This window comes from Pseudomonas frederiksbergensis (assembly GCF_001874645.1).
GTDB lineage: Bacteria > Pseudomonadota > Gammaproteobacteria > Pseudomonadales > Pseudomonadaceae > Aquipseudomonas > Aquipseudomonas frederiksbergensis_B.
The window spans coordinates 2,110,020-2,126,354 of sequence record NZ_CP017886.1 but is presented as its reverse complement, the minus strand read 5'-3'; the positions used below and the strand labels follow the sequence as shown (position 1 = coordinate 2,126,354).

Below are 16,335 nucleotides of genomic sequence, written 5' to 3'. Positions count from 1 at the left end.
GCGCTCATTTTAGCGCCGACGGCCGGTAATGCGCACCCAGCCATCGCGATTGGCAATCGGGTCCAGATCAAAGTCCTTGGCATAAGCTGCAGCGACTTCTTCGCCTTGCTCGGCGAGGATGCCCGACAGAGCCAGGCGACCGCCGGTCTTGACCAGGCTGGACAGTTGCGGGGCCAGGGAAACCAGGGGGCCGGCGAGGATGTTGGCCACCAGCACGTCAGCCTGCACCTGTGGCAGATCCTGGGGCAGGTACAGCGGGAACAGCGCTTCGGCGATGTGGTTGCGCCCGGCATTGTCGCGGGAGGCTTCCAGCGCCTGCACGTCGATGTCGGTACCGACCGCTTCCTTGGCGCCCAGCAGCAGGGCGGCAATGGCGAGGATCCCCGAACCACAGCCGAAGTCCAGTACGTCGCAGTCTTTCAGATCCTGACCGTCAAGCCATTCCAGGCACAGCGCGGTGGTCGGGTGGGTGCCGGTGCCGAACGCCAGGCCCGGATCGAGCAGCAGGTTGACCGCGTCAGGCTCGGGCGCGGCGTGCCAGCTCGGGACGATCCACAGGCGCTGACCGAAGCGCATTGGCTGGAAGTTATCCATCCAGCTGCGCTCCCAGTCCTGGTCTTCGATGACTTCGCTGTGATGCTCGGGCAATGGGCTGCCGGTCAGCAACTCAAGGTGAGCCAGTACGCTGGCGGCTTCGGTGCCATCTTCGAACAGGGCCAGCAGGTGAGTGTGCGACCACAGCGGGGTGGTGTTCAGTTCCGGCTCGAAGATCGGCTGATCTTCGGCGTCCATGAAGGTTACCGACACGGCGCCCACTTCAAGGAAGGCGTCTTCGTAGGTTTCGGCTTGTTCTGGGCTGATGGCGAGACGGACTTGCAGCCAAGGCATGGCGGGCACCTTTGAAAAATGTAATGTGCAGCCTGGCGGGCTGCTAGAAGCGCGCAAGTTTACGCGAGAGCAGAGCGTTTGTGGGGGCGGCGGTGTGACGATTCGACTTGTTTGCCCGCACAGCGTGATTGACTACCTCAGGTGCAAAGCACCGGCGAAAGTTGCCGTGCAAAACGGTCACGCGGGTTTTGCGTTATGGGTTTGCAGCCATTGCTGGCCTTTGGAGGTCAGGCGGTAGCGTTGCAGTCGGCTATTGGGCTGGTCAGGCAATGTCCTTTCCAGGCAACCGCTGGCGATGGCAGGTAGTACGTAGGTCCGACGAAAGTGTTCGACGTTCTTCAAGCCCATGGCTGCCTGAAGCTCTTGCCGGCGCATTTCGCCATCCACGACCCTGAGCAGGGCCGCGACTTCCATGGTGACTTCCATGGTGACTTCCATGGTGACTTCCCTGTTCGTGGTGTCCGCCCCTTGTGTCTGAGGGTGCGCTGGCAGACGTACGACATAGGAAATCCGATCATCATCGGTTTCAAACAACGGCGCTGGGGAGCCGTTGGCCGCCATGACCTTGAGAATTTTGGGGATGCCGGTCGAACGGCCCTCGGTCAGGTCCAGCTCTTTGAGGAACTCGCCAATGCGCCGGTTACGGTAGCGACGGCTCACCGCGCGGCCTGCTCGCAGGTCCTCCATTCGGATCGAGCGGTCTGGCCCTGGAAAGCTCAAAATCACCAGTTCTTCGCGGCTGATGCGGACTTCAATCGGTTCACGTTCTTCATAGGAGCGGTGATAGACGGCGTTGACCAGCGCTTCTTCTACCGCCGCAAAAGGGAAGTTCCAGACACGTGTGGCTTCGGCCTGATCAGGATGCTTGATGACCGTTTCGTGTAAAAAATTGCGCTGGATGTAGCCCAGGGTCTCGCGGGTCATGGTGGCCAGAGGACCCTTGAAGATCTTTTCGTCAAAAACGTCGCCGCCGGCGCCATCGGGGAACCACAGCAGGTCAATTTGCATATAGGGGAAAAACTGCTCGGGCGCGTCGTTGAAAAACATCAGCCCCACATTCTTCGGCCAGGGTGATTCGACCGGGCCGCCCACTACATTCATCTGTCGACCCAATGCTTCAACAGATAACGCCTCAGCATCTTCGGCCAGTGCGCTGCCTACTTCCTGAAGGAAACGCAGCATCAGCGGTTTTGACAGGTCACTGACACGGGCGCCCAGATGAAAGCGGTCATCGAACGGCACTTTGGCGGCAAGGCTCAAGAGTTCCTGCTCGGTTTCGCCCTTGGCTTCCACTGTGCTGCTGTAGCGGCGGATGTAGTAGTGCAAGCTTCTATGTTTGGCTGTCACCGCCGCCGGCGCTTTGTAGGGGCGATTTTGCCCACCTGGTGCCCACAGAATGACCAGCTTGCGGCCTTCGATCTCTTCGATGCTCAGCACCGGAAAGTAGGCGGGTTGAATCAACTGGCAAGCTGCCAATAGTTCGAGCTGGATCTTGTCGAGCGCGTGGTCAGAAAGTCCCAATGGAGGGAATATTGGCTGGCCGTTGGCATCGCAATCCTGCCCTATCACCACATAACCACCGCCCAGGTTTTCAAAGTCGTTGGCAAAAGCGCAGAGCGTGCGAATGATCGGGTCAGGATTCCAACCCGTTTTGTATTCGATTCGCTCGCCCTCGACTGTCCGCTGACGCAGGAGGTCGTTGAGGTTGATGGGCAGTCTTTCAGGCATGGTGGGCTCTGGTTCGTCGGCGTTGCGCTGATTAGAGGGCGATTATAGCCAGCCCGGACAGGCCAGTGCCTGTCAGTTAAGCCTCGCAGGGAGTGGATGAAACCTTCAGAAACAACAAAGCCGCTCGAAAGCGGCTTTGTTGGTCTGGATCACATCTTAATGCTGGCCAGCCAGCTTGTGTTCCAGGTAGTGGATGTTGACTCCACCTTTGCAGAAGCCTTCATCGCGGGTCAGATCGCGGTGCAGCGGGATGTTGGTCTTGATCCCGTCGACCACGATTTCGTCCAGCGCATTGCGCATGCGCGCCATGGCTTCTTCACGAGTTGCCCCGTAAGTGATCAGTTTGCCGATCAGCGAATCGTAGTTCGGCGGAACTGCATAGCCGCTGTACAGGTGCGAATCAACCCGCACACCGTTGCCACCCGGCGCATGGAAATGCTTGACCGTGCCTGGGCTTGGCATGAAGGTTTTTGGGTCTTCGGCGTTGATCCGGCATTCCAGTGCGTGACCGCGGATGACCACGTCATCCTGGGTGAACGACAGCGGGTTGCCGGCGGCGATGCTGAGCATCTCCTTGACGATGTCGATACCGGTGACCATTTCCGAAACCGGGTGCTCTACCTGGACACGAGTGTTCATCTCGATGAAGTAGAAGCTGCCGTTTTCGTACAGGAACTCGAAAGTGCCTGCGCCACGGTAACCGATGTCGATGCACGCCTTGACGCAGCGAGCGAAAACTTCCTGGCGAGCCTTCTCGTCGATGCCCGGTGCCGGCGCTTCTTCAAGAACCTTCTGGTGGCGACGTTGCAGCGAGCAATCGCGGTCACCCAGATGGATGGCATGGCCCTGGCCATCGGAAAGTACCTGAACTTCCACGTGACGTGGGTTGGTCAGGAATTTTTCCAGATAGACCATCGGGTTGCCGAACGCCGCGCCTGCTTCGGAGCGGGTCAGTTTTGCCGAGGAGATCAGGTCTTCTTCTTTGTGCACAACGCGCATGCCACGACCACCACCGCCGCCAGCGGCTTTGATGATCACCGGGTAGCCAACTTCGCGACCAATGCGCAGAGCGGTTTCTTCGTCTTCCGGCAGCGGGCCGTCGGAACCCGGAACGGTTGGTACGCCGGCAGCGATCATGGCGTGCTTGGCCGAAACCTTGTCGCCCATCAGGCGGATGGTTTCAGCTTTCGGGCCGATGAAGGCGAAGCCGGAGTTTTCTACCTGTTCGGCAAAGTCGGCGTTTTCCGCGAGGAAACCGTAGCCTGGGTGAATGGCGGTGGCGCCGGTCACTTCGGCAGCGGCGATGATCGCCGGGATGTGCAGGTAAGACTTTGCAGCCGATGCCGGACCGATGCAGACGGATTCGTCCGCCAGGCCGAGGTGCATCAGCTCTTTGTCAGCCGTGGAATAAACGGCGACGGTCTTGATGCCCATCTCTTTGCAGGCACGCAGGATCCGCAGGGCGATTTCACCGCGGTTGGCGATCAGAACTTTTTCCAACTTCGCAGGTTTCAACATCGTTGGCTCTCCGCGGTTCAAACGATGGTGAACAGCGGTTGGTCGTACTCAACCGGCTGGCCGTCTTCGACGAGGATGGATTCGATCACACCGCTGGTTTCAGCTTCGATGTGGTTCATCATCTTCATGGCTTCAACGATGCACAGGGTGTCGCCTTTCTTCACGCTCTGGCCAACTTCAACGAAGGACGGCGAGGACGGCGAAGATTTGCGATAGAAGGTGCCAACCATCGGCGAACGGGCAACGTTGCCGTTCAGCACTGGCGCGGCAGGAGCGGCAGGTGCAGCGGCGGCAGCAGGCGCGGCAGCAGCGACAGGTGCCGGAGCGTGCATTGGCGCAGGAGCGTAGTACTGCTGAGCCGGGGTTTTGCTGTGGCGGCTGATACGTACGGACTCTTCGCCTTCCTTGATCTCGAGCTCGTCGATGCCGGACTCTTCCAGCAGTTCGATCAGTTTCTTAACTTTACGGATATCCATGAATCATCAACTCCCAAGGGTCGGTCAGGGGCGTTCAACGCTTGTTGTTCAAGCCGTTGCCTGTCTTTCAAGCTGCTCTAGTGCGGCCTCCAGGGCCAGTCGATAACCGCTGGCGCCAAGGCCGCAGATCACTCCCACCGCAACGTCGGAGAAGTAAGAGTGATGGCGGAAAGGTTCGCGTTTGTGCACGTTAGACAAATGCACTTCGATGAATGGGATGCTCACCGCCAGCAGCGCGTCACGTAATGCGACACTTGTATGCGTAAAAGCTGCTGGGTTGATCAAAATGAAGTCCACACCCTCGCCGCGAGCGGCGTGAATGCGGTCGATCAATTCATACTCGGCGTTGCTTTGCAGGTAGAGCAGATGGTGGCCAGCATTGCGCGCGCGCTGTTCCAGATCCTGATTGATCTCGGCCAGGGTCACAGCCCCGTAGACGCCCGGTTCGCGGGTGCCGAGCAGGTTCAGGTTGGGTCCGTGCAGTACCAGTAGGGTCGCCATCGGCTGTTCCTTGTTATCTGTGTGCAGTTATCAGAACCCGGCGACTATGCCGCAAAGCCTTTGTGACTGTCCAGTTCTCTGCAATAGCCAGCACAATGACCGATGATTGCGCGAAATATATGACCGACTGATTAAATCTGGTCATTCGCTTTGGCGACACGTTCGGCGAAGTCCTTTGCATTGATCTCGCCAATCACCCGTATATCGCCGCGTTCATTGCCGTCCTTGCCGAAAAACATCAGTGCCGGTGGCCCAAACAACTTGTAACGGTCGAGCAGGGCGCGTTGTTCGGCGTTGCTGGCGGTGATGTCGAAGCGAATCAATCGATAGCCTTTAAGACGTTCGACGACGTTGCTCTCGTTAAGCACTTCGTGCTCGATGACTTTGCAACTGATGCACCAGTCGGCGTACCAGTCGAGCAGCAGCGGGGTGTTGGCAGATTTTGCTTCGGCGAGCACGCGATTGAGTTCCGCCGGGGTGCTGATGGTCTGCCATTCACTCGGGTTTTTCGCTTGAGAGCTGCCAGGAGCGTTGATGACCTTTGGCTGGCTTATCGGACTGAACGGATCGGCCTGGCCGCTGAAGGCGCCGTACCAGCAAGCCAACCCGTAAAACACCAGGAGCATCCCGAGCAGTTGGCCCAGGCGTTTTCGCGGCGGTTTATAGACAAACTCCAGCGCCCCGAGGAACAGTCCGACCCCGGCCGCCAGCAAACCGATCAGCAGCAAGGTGACTTGTCCCGGCAATACCCGGCTGAGCAAGCCGACAGCCAACCCCAGCAACAACACGCCAATCGCGTTTTTCACGTAGATCAGCCACGGGCCGCTTTTCGGCAGCCAGGCCGCGCCGCCGGTGGCGACCAGCAACAATGGCGCGCCCATCCCCAGGCCCAGAACGAACAGCTTCAGTGCGCCACCCAACGCATCGCCGCTGGCGCTTATATACAGCAGTGCACCGGCCAAAGGCGCGGACACGCACGGCGAAACCAGCAGGCTCGACACCACCCCAAGCACGGCTGCGCCCCACAGTGAGCCCCCTTCGGTGCGCCCCGCGATTCGATCCAGACGGCTGCTGATGGCATGGGGCAACCTCAGTTCGAAAACCCCGAACATCGCTAAGGCAAACACCGCGAAGAACAACGCAAACGGCACCAGTACCCACGCTGATTGCAGGCGTGCCTGAAGGTTCAGCTGGGCGCCGAACATTCCCATCAACGCCCCGAGCACGGCGAAACAGGCGGCCATCGGCAAGACGTAGGCCAGCGACAGATTAAAGCCACGCAGCCCGCCGACCTGGCCGCGCAACACCACGCCGGAGAGGATCGGCAGCATCGGCAGCACGCAAGGGGTAAAGGTCAGGCCTACGCCTGCGAGGAAGAACAGCGCCAGTTCGCGCCAGCTCCAGCCCGCGACACTGGTGTGGGAGGTAATGGCTGCACCGTCGATCGTCAGGCGTTCGGTTTCCGGGGGATAACACAGGCCTTTATCGGCGCAGCCCTGGTAGGTGACGGCCAGCGTGAAACCCCGCTGATCGGCGCTGTTGCGTGGCAGGTCTACGTCGAGAATGCCGTGGTAGACCTCGACATCGCCGAAGTACTCATCGTGCTTTTTTTCGCCTGAGGGCAGTTGCGCGGTGCCCAGGCCAATGTCGGCGGGCTCGCTGCGAAACTGGAAGCGATGCCGGTAGAGGTAGTAACCCTCGGTGGCGACGAAACGCAGTTTGATCGATTGTGGCGTGCTCTCTACCAGACTCAGTTGAAAGGCTTCGCGCACGGGCAGGAAGTCGGCGCTGTTATTGATCGAGCCCAGGGTCGAACTGGGACGACTGTCCAGCAGGCCAGCGGCATTCACCGGCAGAACCAGCACTAACAGCATCAGGCAAAGCAGACGGCGCATGACAATCTCGCGTATCGGAAGTGAGCGCATGATAGCGGACACTAGGTTGTCAGGCCCATCGCCAAGATCGCAGCCTTCGGCAACGCCTACGCCGAACCCTGTAGGAGCTGCCGCAGGCTGCGATCTTTTGATCTTGATTCTCGGCGACCTGATATCCGCCACAGTCAATAGCAAACTCAAAAGATCGCAGCCTGCGGCAGCTCCTACAAGAACGCTTGTGTCAGACGCGGAAGGCTTGAACGGCGGTATGCAACTGGCCGCCCAACACCAGCAGGTTCTCGCCCTGGCTACGACCTTCGCCAATACGTACCAGGTTATCCCCGCCCAGCTGGTGAATCCGCTCACTGTGATCACGGATCTCACTGACAGCGCCGCTTTGCTGCGCCGTCACATCGGCGATGCGCACGGCGGTGTCGGCAATGGTCTGGATTGCCCCGACGATTTTATCCAGTGCGCCGTCAGCCGCTTGTGCCTGGTTGGCGGTGGCTTCGGCGTGTTCGACCTGAGCGCGCATGCCTTCCACCGAGTGTCGGGCGGCCAGTTGCAGGCCGGCAATCAAGGTCTGGATTTCGGCAGTAGCACCGGCGGTGCGTTGCGCCAGCGAACGAACCTCCTCGGCGACCACCGCAAAACCGCGGCCCATTTCCCCGGCGCGGGCGGCTTCGATCGCGGCGTTCAGGGCGAGGAGGTTGGTCTGATCGGCAATCGATCGAATCACCGTCAGTACGCCGCCGATGGTGGCCGACTCCTCGGCCAGATGCTCGATCATTTGTGCGTTGCCCTGGACTTCGCCGACCAGCGCGTGCAGCCCGGTCAGGCTCAAGCCAATGACCTTTTGCCCGTGCTCGACCGCAAGTCCGGCGTGACGGCTGGCATCGGCGGCCTGACTGGCATCGTCGGCGACTTGCTGAATGGTCGCTTCCAGCTCGCCAAGGGAATCGCGGATCAGCGCGGTGTCACCGGCCTGGTGTTCGGCGCCGCTGTGCAGGTCGTTGCTCAGTTCGGCCAACACACGGCTGCTGCCAGCCACCTGTTCGGCGTTCAGACGGATCGCCCCGACCAGATCCACCAGATAAGCGCGCAGGCGATTCAGCGACTCTTGAATGTCGTGCAGCTCACGGTTGGTCGCGCCGATCTGGATGTCCCGGCTGAAGTCGCCTTCCGCCCAGGTCGACAGCGCTGGCGCGAGGTTGGTCAGCACCCGGGCGAGACGTCGTTGCAAGGTGTCGATGAGCACCGCGATCAGCAGGATCAAACCGATCATTACGCCCTGCATGAGCCGCACTTCACCCTGGATTTGCCCATGTTGGGCACGAACGGCCGGTTCCAGCCCGGCGATGGCCTGCTGCACGGCGGCAATTTTCAGGTGGGTGGCGGCGCTGAGGTCGGCGCGTTTCTGAATCTGTTCGCGGGTCCGGCCGAGTTCGGCAGGGTAGCGGGTGAGCAGGCTGGCGAGTTCGCGTTTGAAGCCGGTGCCGGCATCTTCGGCGACGGTTTTTTCAGTGTTTTCCAGGCCCATCATCGCCGAGAAATCATCGCTGTTCGATTCTTTGCTGGCGGTAACGCCGAGCAGTGGCAGCGCTTCGATCAGCTCGGCCTGAGTGCGGATGCTGTTGACCTCGCGCTCGACATCGGCCGCCAGTTCGCTACGGCCACTGCTGACCAGTTTGTCCCGTGCCAGCGAGAGTTTACCCACGTGCTGCGAGGCTATGAGCAGGGGTGGAAGATAGGCGGCAGCGGCAGGCGTATTGGCGCGGGTGGCGTATTGGCCAAGTTGCTCCAGGCTGGCGCCCAGTTCGCGCTCGGCCTGGAGCAGCAAGGCTTGCGGATCACCGGCCAGTTTGCCGGCGGCCAACAGGTCGGTCTTGCTGAAGTCATCGAGGCTGGCAAGGCTCGGACGCACGCTGTCAGCCAGGCCGGCCGGCAGCTCGTCGAGTTCTTTTTGCAGGGTCTCGATGGCCTGGCTGGCGCTGCTCAGGCGCAGGGCATCGCCGCTGGCCAGGTAATCTTCGACGTTACGCGCGACTTGATTTTGAAATTGCTGCGACAGGCCCAGGTAGCGTTCCATCAACAGATAAGGACGCTCCAGAGCTTTTTGCGACCACCAGAGGGTGGCGCCGAGTGCGAGGCACACCGCGACTAAAAGCAGGGTGTTGAGATTGGTCAGCAACTTCAGGCGCATCGCGGTTCTACCAATGACAGAATGGTAAGTGCCTGAAGTTATTGCGTTTGTATTACAGGGTTATGACCGAATCGGTGGATTCAGGTGAAAAAGTGGCACTTTGACTTGACGGTCGCGCCGCTTGAACGCGATTGCGTCCGGCGTCCTTGGCGCGGTACAGCGCCTCGTCCGCCTGGCTGGCCATCATCAGGCTGTCGGAATCTTCGTGCAGGTCTACCACGCCGGCACTGAAGGTGCACCAGAGGTCTTGCGGCTGGGCCGGATAGTGGATCTCGGCAAAGCGCTGGCGGATTTCATCGAGCACTTTACAGGCCGATTCGAGATCGGTGTCCGGCATCACGATGGCGAACTCTTCGCCGCCATAACGGCCAATGAAGTCGGTCTTGCGCAGGCGTTGCTTGAGAAACAGTGCCAGGCTCTTGATGACCCGGTCGCCCATGGGGTGGCCGTGGCTGTCGTTGACCCGCTTGAAATGATCAATATCGAGCATCGCAAAGCTCAATGGCTTGTTCTCGCGGCGGGCGCGGAAGCTGCAGTCTTCGAGCAATTGCAGAATATGGGTGTGGTTATAGAGACCGGTCAGGCTGTCACGAACCATTCGCGCCTTGAGGTTGCGCGCCCGGGCTGCACGGTTGCGCACGGTGGTGATCAGGTGTCGTGGCTTGATCGGCTTGGTCAGGAAGTCGTCGCCACCTTCGCTCATGGCGTCGAGCTGCTTGTCCAGGTCGTCTTCGGCCGATAAGTAGATGATTGGCACGCTGACGTAACGGTCATTGTGACGGATCACTTTGGCCAGTTCGGTGCCGGTGCAGGCCGGCATGTACATGTCGAGGATGATCAGGTCCGGCTGGAAATCCGCCAGCTCGGCCATTGCCTGAATCGGCTCGATCAAGGTACGGGTGACGATCCCGGCGCTGTTGAGCAGGCGCTCGGTGTGCAGGGCCTGGGCACGGGAGTCGTCGATGATCAGCACTTTATAAGGTTCGTACTGGGCAACGCAGGTCAGCACTTCGATCTTTTCCAGCAGGCTCGACGCTTCGAGGGTGCCGGTCAGAAACTCCTGACCGCCAGCGCGTACGGCCGCGAGACGGGTCGGTGTGTCGGTTTCCAGCAGGCTGAAAAAAAGCAGCGGCAGTTTGTGCTCCAGACCTTCTTGAGCTTCGGCTGCCAATTGCAGGCCCATGCCGGGGCCGCTGAAGTCGACATCCATGACAATCGCTGCCGGCAGCCGCTCGACCATCGAGGCGCGAAACGCCGCCACGCTGTCCAGCGACTGCGCGCTGAGACCGAAAAAATCGAGTTGTTTGGCCAGTCGCTCGGCGCGGTCGTGATCTTGCAGCATCACGTAGATTGGCTTGCGCAGTGGCGGTAGTAAGGTTTGTTCGAGCTGATCGCCATGCCGCAGGCCGGTGCGCGACAGGCGCTGCATCAGGCGATTGAGATCGGTGATCAGCCCGCTGCTCAGGCGTCCGCGATTGGCATCGACGGCCGCCAGCGAACAACTGATGCTGTGCGCCAGATGGGTGTGTTCGGGCTGTTCGAAGCGCTCGGCGAAACGCAGCAGGCGCAGGTTCGCTTCACTCAGCTCTGCCAGGTCGGCGCCAGACCATTCACAGCGTTGCAGGCGCTGCCATATCTCAAGAATCTGACGTGCTTGATGAATTACCCGCTGGGCAAAGTGGTGCTTGAGGCGCTCACGGCTGGGGTCTTCTGGCTCGGTCATATCCTGACTACTAGTAAGGGTTCATGCTGAGATCGACTGGTGGCTCTATGCTAGCATCTCTTTCCAATGGCATGAGTGTCCTACGTCAATAAACTGCAAAGCGACGTTATTCAGTTCTCGACCGACTGGTCTGAGTTGCGTCGTCATTGCACAGAAAAGGCCCGGTCGGCAGGTATTTCAGGCGCTTTCTGCGTAATTTTAAGGAAACTGCTGATTGAGTTGCGGACCTCATCTGTCAGGGTTTTCTGATTTTTCGTCGGCGTGACCCGGACGGGTTTTTCGGCTGTTAGGGTTCAGGGATTCCCCTATAAGCCGTCCGCAAATCATGACCCTGTGTTTCGAAGAACACCGTAGCGATGATCAGCGCCTGAACCACAACAGCGCGCCCGTTACTGACTGTGAATGTAAAGAGGTGCGGCTTTACGGCAGCAAGACTTCGGTCACTGACGTACCGATCCTCACGTGCTCATGCCTCTGGCGTACCTACCAGCGCGAAGCAGAAAAATCGTTGCACCGGAGGGTGTCTTGATTGCCGACCCGGTAGAGCGCAACCGCGCGATCAACGCCGCCTACGCCCGATTGTGGCTACACGATCCGCGTTTCCAGTGGGCCGGGCTGGCGGCGTTCGCCTCCAAGCAGGTCGGCTGCGGATTGCTCCATGCGGCGGACAGTGTTGAACGCATCAATGATGAGCGTGAGACCAGGCAGGTTTTGCGAGACAGTCGCCGCGAGTTCGGATTGTTGACGCCGGGCAGGATGGCCGAACAGGCAGGCGCGTTGCGTGACTATAAAGAAGCCGATGCGCGCAATCCTGTTCCCTCCGTGGATTTGCGCTCACAAGGAGAGGATCTGTCGCTGGTGCAGCAGCAATTCCAGCATGTGCACGACATGATGGCGTTGGGCAATACCACGCTGTTTCTGGATGTTTATCCGTTGCATGAGTTTTATGCGAAACGTGGGTTAGGGGAGTTGAAGAAGTGTTTGAAAGCGCGTGAAGCAATTTATGGACATCCAAGGTTTCCGGTGCTTTGGCCGGTGGGGCAGAAAAAGCTCCAGTTCGGCCTGATATACCCCGAAGTTTTGCCGGCCTTTGAGGCAATAGAGGCAGGGGACATTGCCAAGAGCGTGGAGTATTTGGCGTCGCATGAGCAGAAAAACATTCTCCAGCCGACAATTTACCTGGACCGCCAATTAGTGGCTTTGCTGCGTGGCAACCACGCTTCCTACGTCACAGGGTTTCCTTCAGGCGTTGCCCAGGCTATCGAGTTGACCCTAACCAGCCAATGCCAGCGCGTCGAGGACGGGCGGACCATCGGTTTTGGCAACAACCCGTTGGCGGACTTGTCGGACATCGAGCAACGAATGTCATTCGTGCTCCAAGCGGCGGCACGCTTTGATCAGATGCTCAGCGATCACAACCGTAGCGCATTAGAGCAATCGATCAACGAGATCGCATCGGGCGGCAGCGCGCTATGAATCTGCGCCGACGGTTATTGGGCTGGCGCTGCGGCGCCGGCCTTCTGCTTCTGGCTGTTGTAGCTTGGGCCGCGATACATCAGCTAACGCAACCTCTCTGGGATGAGCCGGAAATCGTCCTGAAAATGGGTGGAACATATGACGATTTGCGCAGGAGCTCTTCAGCCCCGTTTAGTCCGGAGATACGGGGGCACGTCTGGTTCGGCATTCCCAAGGTCGATGCAAAATTGCGATTCGTCGACCCGCAGTTCGGGTTTACCACGCCTGCGGCACGCTTTTTCACTGTCGACTTTGACGACAATGTCATTTTCGGCATTCGCATGTCTCCACAGATCGAGCCGCTCCTGATTGATGACGCGCTTAAAGTCGTTCTCGACCTGCAAGACCAATGGCGCGAAAAAGGTTGGGTGGCGAAGGGGCTGCAAAACAATCCCACGATCGTCGATACACCTGAATGGCGGGCCTACCTGAGGAAAGGAATTCTCGCAGGGATAACTTATTGGCAAGCCGACGAAAAGTATCAGGTCATGCTGGTAGTGGGTCGCTTCGAGGATTACCGAAACCCGACCGAAGAGCGCTACCTCATCACCCTCGCACTTGCCAAACCCTGGACGCCCTTCGACGAAGTCGAAGACATGTACGACGAACCCCGTCACTTTCCTGCCCCTCAACCCAAATAAAAGGAGCCCCACCATGCCAACCCCAGCCTTCATGACCCTCCACGGCGAACGACAAGTCGTCGCCGCTGATCAATATCGCCTTGTGTTCCGGGGAGTTGCTCAGCAAGTGCCGCGTCGAGTGGTATCGCACCTCGGCTCACGGAGCGCAGGAGCACTTCTACACGATGGAGCTGGAAGACGCGGTGATTATCGGCGCTGAAGTGCTTATGCCCCATTGCCAGGACCCCGGTAGTGCGCACCTTACCCAGTTGGAGAAGGTTCACTTCAGCTACCGGCGCATCTACTGGAGACATGAAATCAGCCGGACCATGGGCTCCGACGAGTGGAGTGGGGAGCCGCAGGCATGAAACTGGTCAGCGAACTTTATCTGTCCGAGTGGGAACGCCAACATGCTTATTCCAGCGAGCAAGCGCTGGATCACGTCCGCCAGGCATTGCTCGATCGGCAACCTGTCGAGGGTCTGGACGAGTTGCGTGCCAGCCTGCTGATTGATATCGACAGCGAGGTGCTGGAGCAGCTCGAGCGTGGCGAGTGGTGGTTAATCAGAGCTGAAGCCGACTACGGTGACTGGGTGATGCCGGTGCGCACTTTCGATCAGACGATCATCGAGTTGATGAAAAATCCGCCTGTCCAGGCCTCACGATCGCCAAAAATTTTCCGCCTCGTTGCCAGCGTAACGGCCGAGCCACTGGCGCAGCAGCGTTATATCGCGACCGTGGACGGGCAGGCTGCCCAGAGACGAACCGACGGCGAAGGCATCGCCCATCTCTTTGCACCGGCCGAGGTGTGACAGATTTCAATGGAGGTCATCGGCGTTTAGCGCAAGCATGGATACCTGAGTTCATCGGCAATGGTTGCCGCCGGTTCGGTTGTATTTTTTCGGGATTACCCCAACGGCAGATGCCGGTCAAAGGCACATTGTTGTATGGTTGTGGTCGAATCGACGAACTCAAGTGATTGAAAGGATATCGCCATGCTGGACTGGAAGAACCGCACAGGCAGCGCGCCTGAACGTGCTGCCGAACCCAAGTCGGCAACCCGCAGTTATTTAGGTGGCCTGCTGTTCAGCCGAGCGCTGGCCACACTGCTCGGTCTGTACTTGCTGGTGACTATCGCGCTGGGTATCTACTGGAGCCAAGAGCCGGCCCTGTTCCCGGTTCAGCAGAACGCACAAATGGCCGCCGAGAAGGAAGGCAAACAGATGGTCGTCGGGTACGCCACGGTGGAAACCCTCAAGACCGTCGCCGGAACCTTGCTGCACAAGCCGGGTGGCTATATTTCCAACGACCGTTTCCCGCCGGGCCTGTGGCTGGACAACATGCCGCACTGGGAATATGGCGTGCTGGTACAGGTTCGTGACCTGACCCGCGCCATGCGTAAAGACTTCGCCCGTTCGCAATCGCAATCCGCTGAAGACGCCGATCTGGCCAAGGCCGAGCCGCGCTTCAACTTCGACAACAAGAGCTGGATGCTGCCGTCCAGCGAGTCGGAATACCAGGAAGGTATCAATTCCCTGAGCCGCTACCAGGCTCGCCTGTCGGATCCCTCGCAAAAGAATGCGCAGTTCTACGCGCGTGCCGACAACCTGAACAACTGGCTGGGTGATGTCGCAACCCGTCTGGGCTCGCTGTCGCAACGTCTGTCGGCCAGCGTCGGTCGGGTCAAGCTCAACACCGCACTGAAAACCGAAACCCTGGCGCCAGGTCAGGTGCCGGTGGTTGAGGAAGAGCTGGTACAAACCCCTCGGCTGCAGATCGCCGACGTGTTCTACGAAGCGCGGGGCCAGGCTTGGGCACTGTCGCACTTGCTGCGTGCCATAGAAGTCGATTTCGCCGACGTGCTGGCGAAGAAAAACGCCACCGTGAGCGTGCGTCAGATCATTCGTGAGCTGGAAGCGTCTCAGGCAACCGTCTGGAGCCCGATCATTCTCAACGGCAGCGGTTTCGGGCTTTTGGCCAACCACTCGTTGGTCATGGCCAACTACATCTCGCGGGCCAACGCGGCGGTTATCGACTTGCGTCAATTGCTCAATCAGGGCTAAGTCATGGTCGATACCTTCAATGAGGCTGCGCACCGCGCAGCCTCAGACGCCGAACACATCGCCTGGGTCGACGAGCAGGACAACCTGCTCGGTTCGCTGGTGCGCTCGGACTTGCGCGAGCGCGGGCTGATCGGACGCGGCACGTACATCATGCTGTTCAACTCGGCCGGTGAACTGTGCGTGCATCAGCGTACGTTCAGCAAAGCCATTTATCCGGGGTTCTGGGATGTGGCGGCGGGCGGCATGGTATTGGCGACCGAAACCTACGCCGAATCGGCAGCCCGTGAACTGGAAGAAGAATTGGGCGTCAGTGGGGTCGAACTGACCGCCCATGATCATTTTTTCTTTGAAGACACCGGTAACCGCCTGTGGTGTTCGGCGTTTTCGGCGGTCTGGGACGGACCGTTGATTCTGCAGCCGGAGGAAGTGCTTCAGGCCCGCTTTATTCCCATCGAACAGGTGATGCAGGAAATCGAGCAAAAGCCTTATTGCCCGGACTCTCTGGCGGCGTTGAAGCGCTATCTGAGCGCGCGGGGGGGCGACGTCGCAAAAGATCTATAAAATGGCGCCGATTGGCTCTTAGCAAGTGCGCTTTTTGCCGTTACACTGCGCGACCTTTTCAAGCTGAACCGCTGATGCTTGTTGTAGGAGCTGCCGCAGGCTGCGATCTTTTGACTTTGCTTTTTAGTCAACATCAAAAGATCGCAGCCTCGTTACACTCGTCAGCTCCTACACAGGGTTTTCCGGTCCAGTAGCGCTGCCCCTGCCTGAGTGGGGCTTCGCGGTCGATAGCACTTGCCAAAGTTGCTGCGACCAGTCTTTGTCCTCCCAAGAGGATTGCCGGTGGCCAAAAAAGCCGCATCCTTCGCCGCCCTTGGTGGCCTGGTATTTTCCACCGACGCAGGTCGACATTGCCCGGACTGTAGCCAGCCGGTGGCAGCCTGCATCTGCAAACAAACCGTTATCCCGGCCGGCGACGGAATCGCGCGCGTGCGCCGTGAAAGCAAGGGCCGGGGCGGCAAGACGGTGACCACCATCAGCGGCGTACCGCTGGCCATCGATGCGCTCCAGGATCTCGCCACGACGTTGAAGAAACGTTGCGGCACAGGTGGCGCGTTGAAGGACGGGATCATCGAAATCCAGGGCGATCATGTCGAGCTACTCTTGGCAGAGCTGATCAAACACGGTTTCAAAGCGAAGAAATCTGGCGGCTAGCAGCCTCTGTGA

General features: G+C 59.3%; 13 protein-coding genes and 2 pseudogenes. 7 read left to right on the top strand and 8 right to left on the bottom strand.

Annotated features, from left to right (window positions below):
- Positions 1-9 precede the first annotated feature (9 nt).
- From prmA to BLL42_RS10390, 8 genes are all read right to left on the bottom strand, one after another.
- Positions 10-888 carry a 50S ribosomal protein L11 methyltransferase gene (gene prmA / locus BLL42_RS10425; RefSeq protein ID WP_071551983.1) on the bottom strand — a complete coding sequence of 293 codons (879 nt, stop codon included), beginning with the start codon at positions 886-888 and terminating at the stop codon, positions 10-12.
- A gap of 177 nt (positions 889-1,065) precedes the next feature.
- A complete protein-coding gene (locus BLL42_RS10420; protein ID WP_071551982.1) occupies positions 1,066-2,616 on the bottom strand; it encodes an RNA/DNA-binding domain-containing protein in 1,551 nt (516 codons plus the stop codon).
- Positions 2,617-2,772: 156 nt separating this feature from the next.
- Positions 2,773-4,134, bottom strand: a complete 1,362-nt coding sequence (accC, locus tag BLL42_RS10415) for an acetyl-CoA carboxylase biotin carboxylase subunit (protein ID WP_071551981.1) — start codon at positions 4,132-4,134, stop codon at positions 2,773-2,775.
- Positions 4,135-4,151: 17 nt separating this feature from the next.
- The gene (gene accB / locus BLL42_RS10410; protein WP_071551980.1) at positions 4,152-4,610 is read right to left on the bottom strand and encodes an acetyl-CoA carboxylase biotin carboxyl carrier protein; all 459 of its coding nucleotides are present in this window, start codon (positions 4,608-4,610) and stop codon (positions 4,152-4,154) included.
- 48 nt (positions 4,611-4,658) lie between these two features.
- A complete protein-coding gene (gene aroQ / locus BLL42_RS10405) occupies positions 4,659-5,111 on the bottom strand; it encodes a type II 3-dehydroquinate dehydratase (protein WP_019693755.1) in 453 nt (150 codons plus the stop codon).
- A 131-nt stretch (positions 5,112-5,242) separates the two neighbouring features.
- Positions 5,243-7,006 carry a protein-disulfide reductase DsbD gene (locus tag BLL42_RS10400; protein WP_071551979.1) on the bottom strand — a complete coding sequence of 588 codons (1,764 nt, stop codon included), beginning with the start codon at positions 7,004-7,006 and terminating at the stop codon, positions 5,243-5,245.
- 220 nt (positions 7,007-7,226) lie between these two features.
- Positions 7,227-8,270, bottom strand: a complete 1,044-nt coding sequence (locus BLL42_RS31010; protein ID WP_408004023.1) for a methyl-accepting chemotaxis protein — start codon at positions 8,268-8,270, stop codon at positions 7,227-7,229.
- Positions 8,271-9,240: 970 nt separating this feature from the next.
- Entirely contained in the window at positions 9,241-10,911 is a 1,671-nt protein-coding gene (locus BLL42_RS10390; RefSeq protein ID WP_071551977.1) for a response regulator, read from the bottom strand.
- 325 nt (positions 10,912-11,236) lie between these two features.
- Between BLL42_RS10390 and BLL42_RS10385 the strand changes: the two are divergent.
- The 7 genes and pseudogenes from BLL42_RS10385 (at position 11,237) to BLL42_RS10355 (ending at position 16,323) form a co-directional block, all read left to right on the top strand.
- Positions 11,237-12,387: pseudogene (locus tag BLL42_RS10385) on the top strand (DUF2515 family protein).
- Complete coding sequence (locus BLL42_RS10380; protein WP_071551976.1) at positions 12,384-13,067, top strand: hypothetical protein; 684 nt, start codon at positions 12,384-12,386, stop codon at positions 13,065-13,067. Before BLL42_RS10385 ends, BLL42_RS10380 begins: the two are co-directional and overlap by 4 nt.
- 50 nt (positions 13,068-13,117) lie before the next feature.
- A pseudogene (gene tssD, locus BLL42_RS10375) lies at positions 13,118-13,414 on the top strand (type VI secretion system tube protein TssD); the annotation flags it as partial.
- Positions 13,411-13,857, top strand: coding sequence for a hypothetical protein (locus BLL42_RS10370; protein ID WP_071551975.1), 447 nt, complete (start codon positions 13,411-13,413; stop codon positions 13,855-13,857). The pseudogene tssD and the gene BLL42_RS10370, both read left to right, overlap by 4 nt.
- 183 nt (positions 13,858-14,040) lie before the next feature.
- Complete coding sequence (locus tag BLL42_RS10365; protein WP_071551974.1) at positions 14,041-15,108, top strand: DUF2333 family protein; 1,068 nt, start codon at positions 14,041-14,043, stop codon at positions 15,106-15,108.
- 3 nt (positions 15,109-15,111) lie between these two features.
- Complete coding sequence (locus BLL42_RS10360; protein WP_071551973.1) at positions 15,112-15,669, top strand: NUDIX hydrolase; 558 nt, start codon at positions 15,112-15,114, stop codon at positions 15,667-15,669.
- Between the two features lie 282 nt (positions 15,670-15,951).
- Complete coding sequence (locus BLL42_RS10355) at positions 15,952-16,323, top strand: translation initiation factor Sui1 (RefSeq protein WP_071551972.1); 372 nt, start codon at positions 15,952-15,954, stop codon at positions 16,321-16,323.
- The last annotated feature ends 12 nt before the right edge of the window (positions 16,324-16,335 follow it).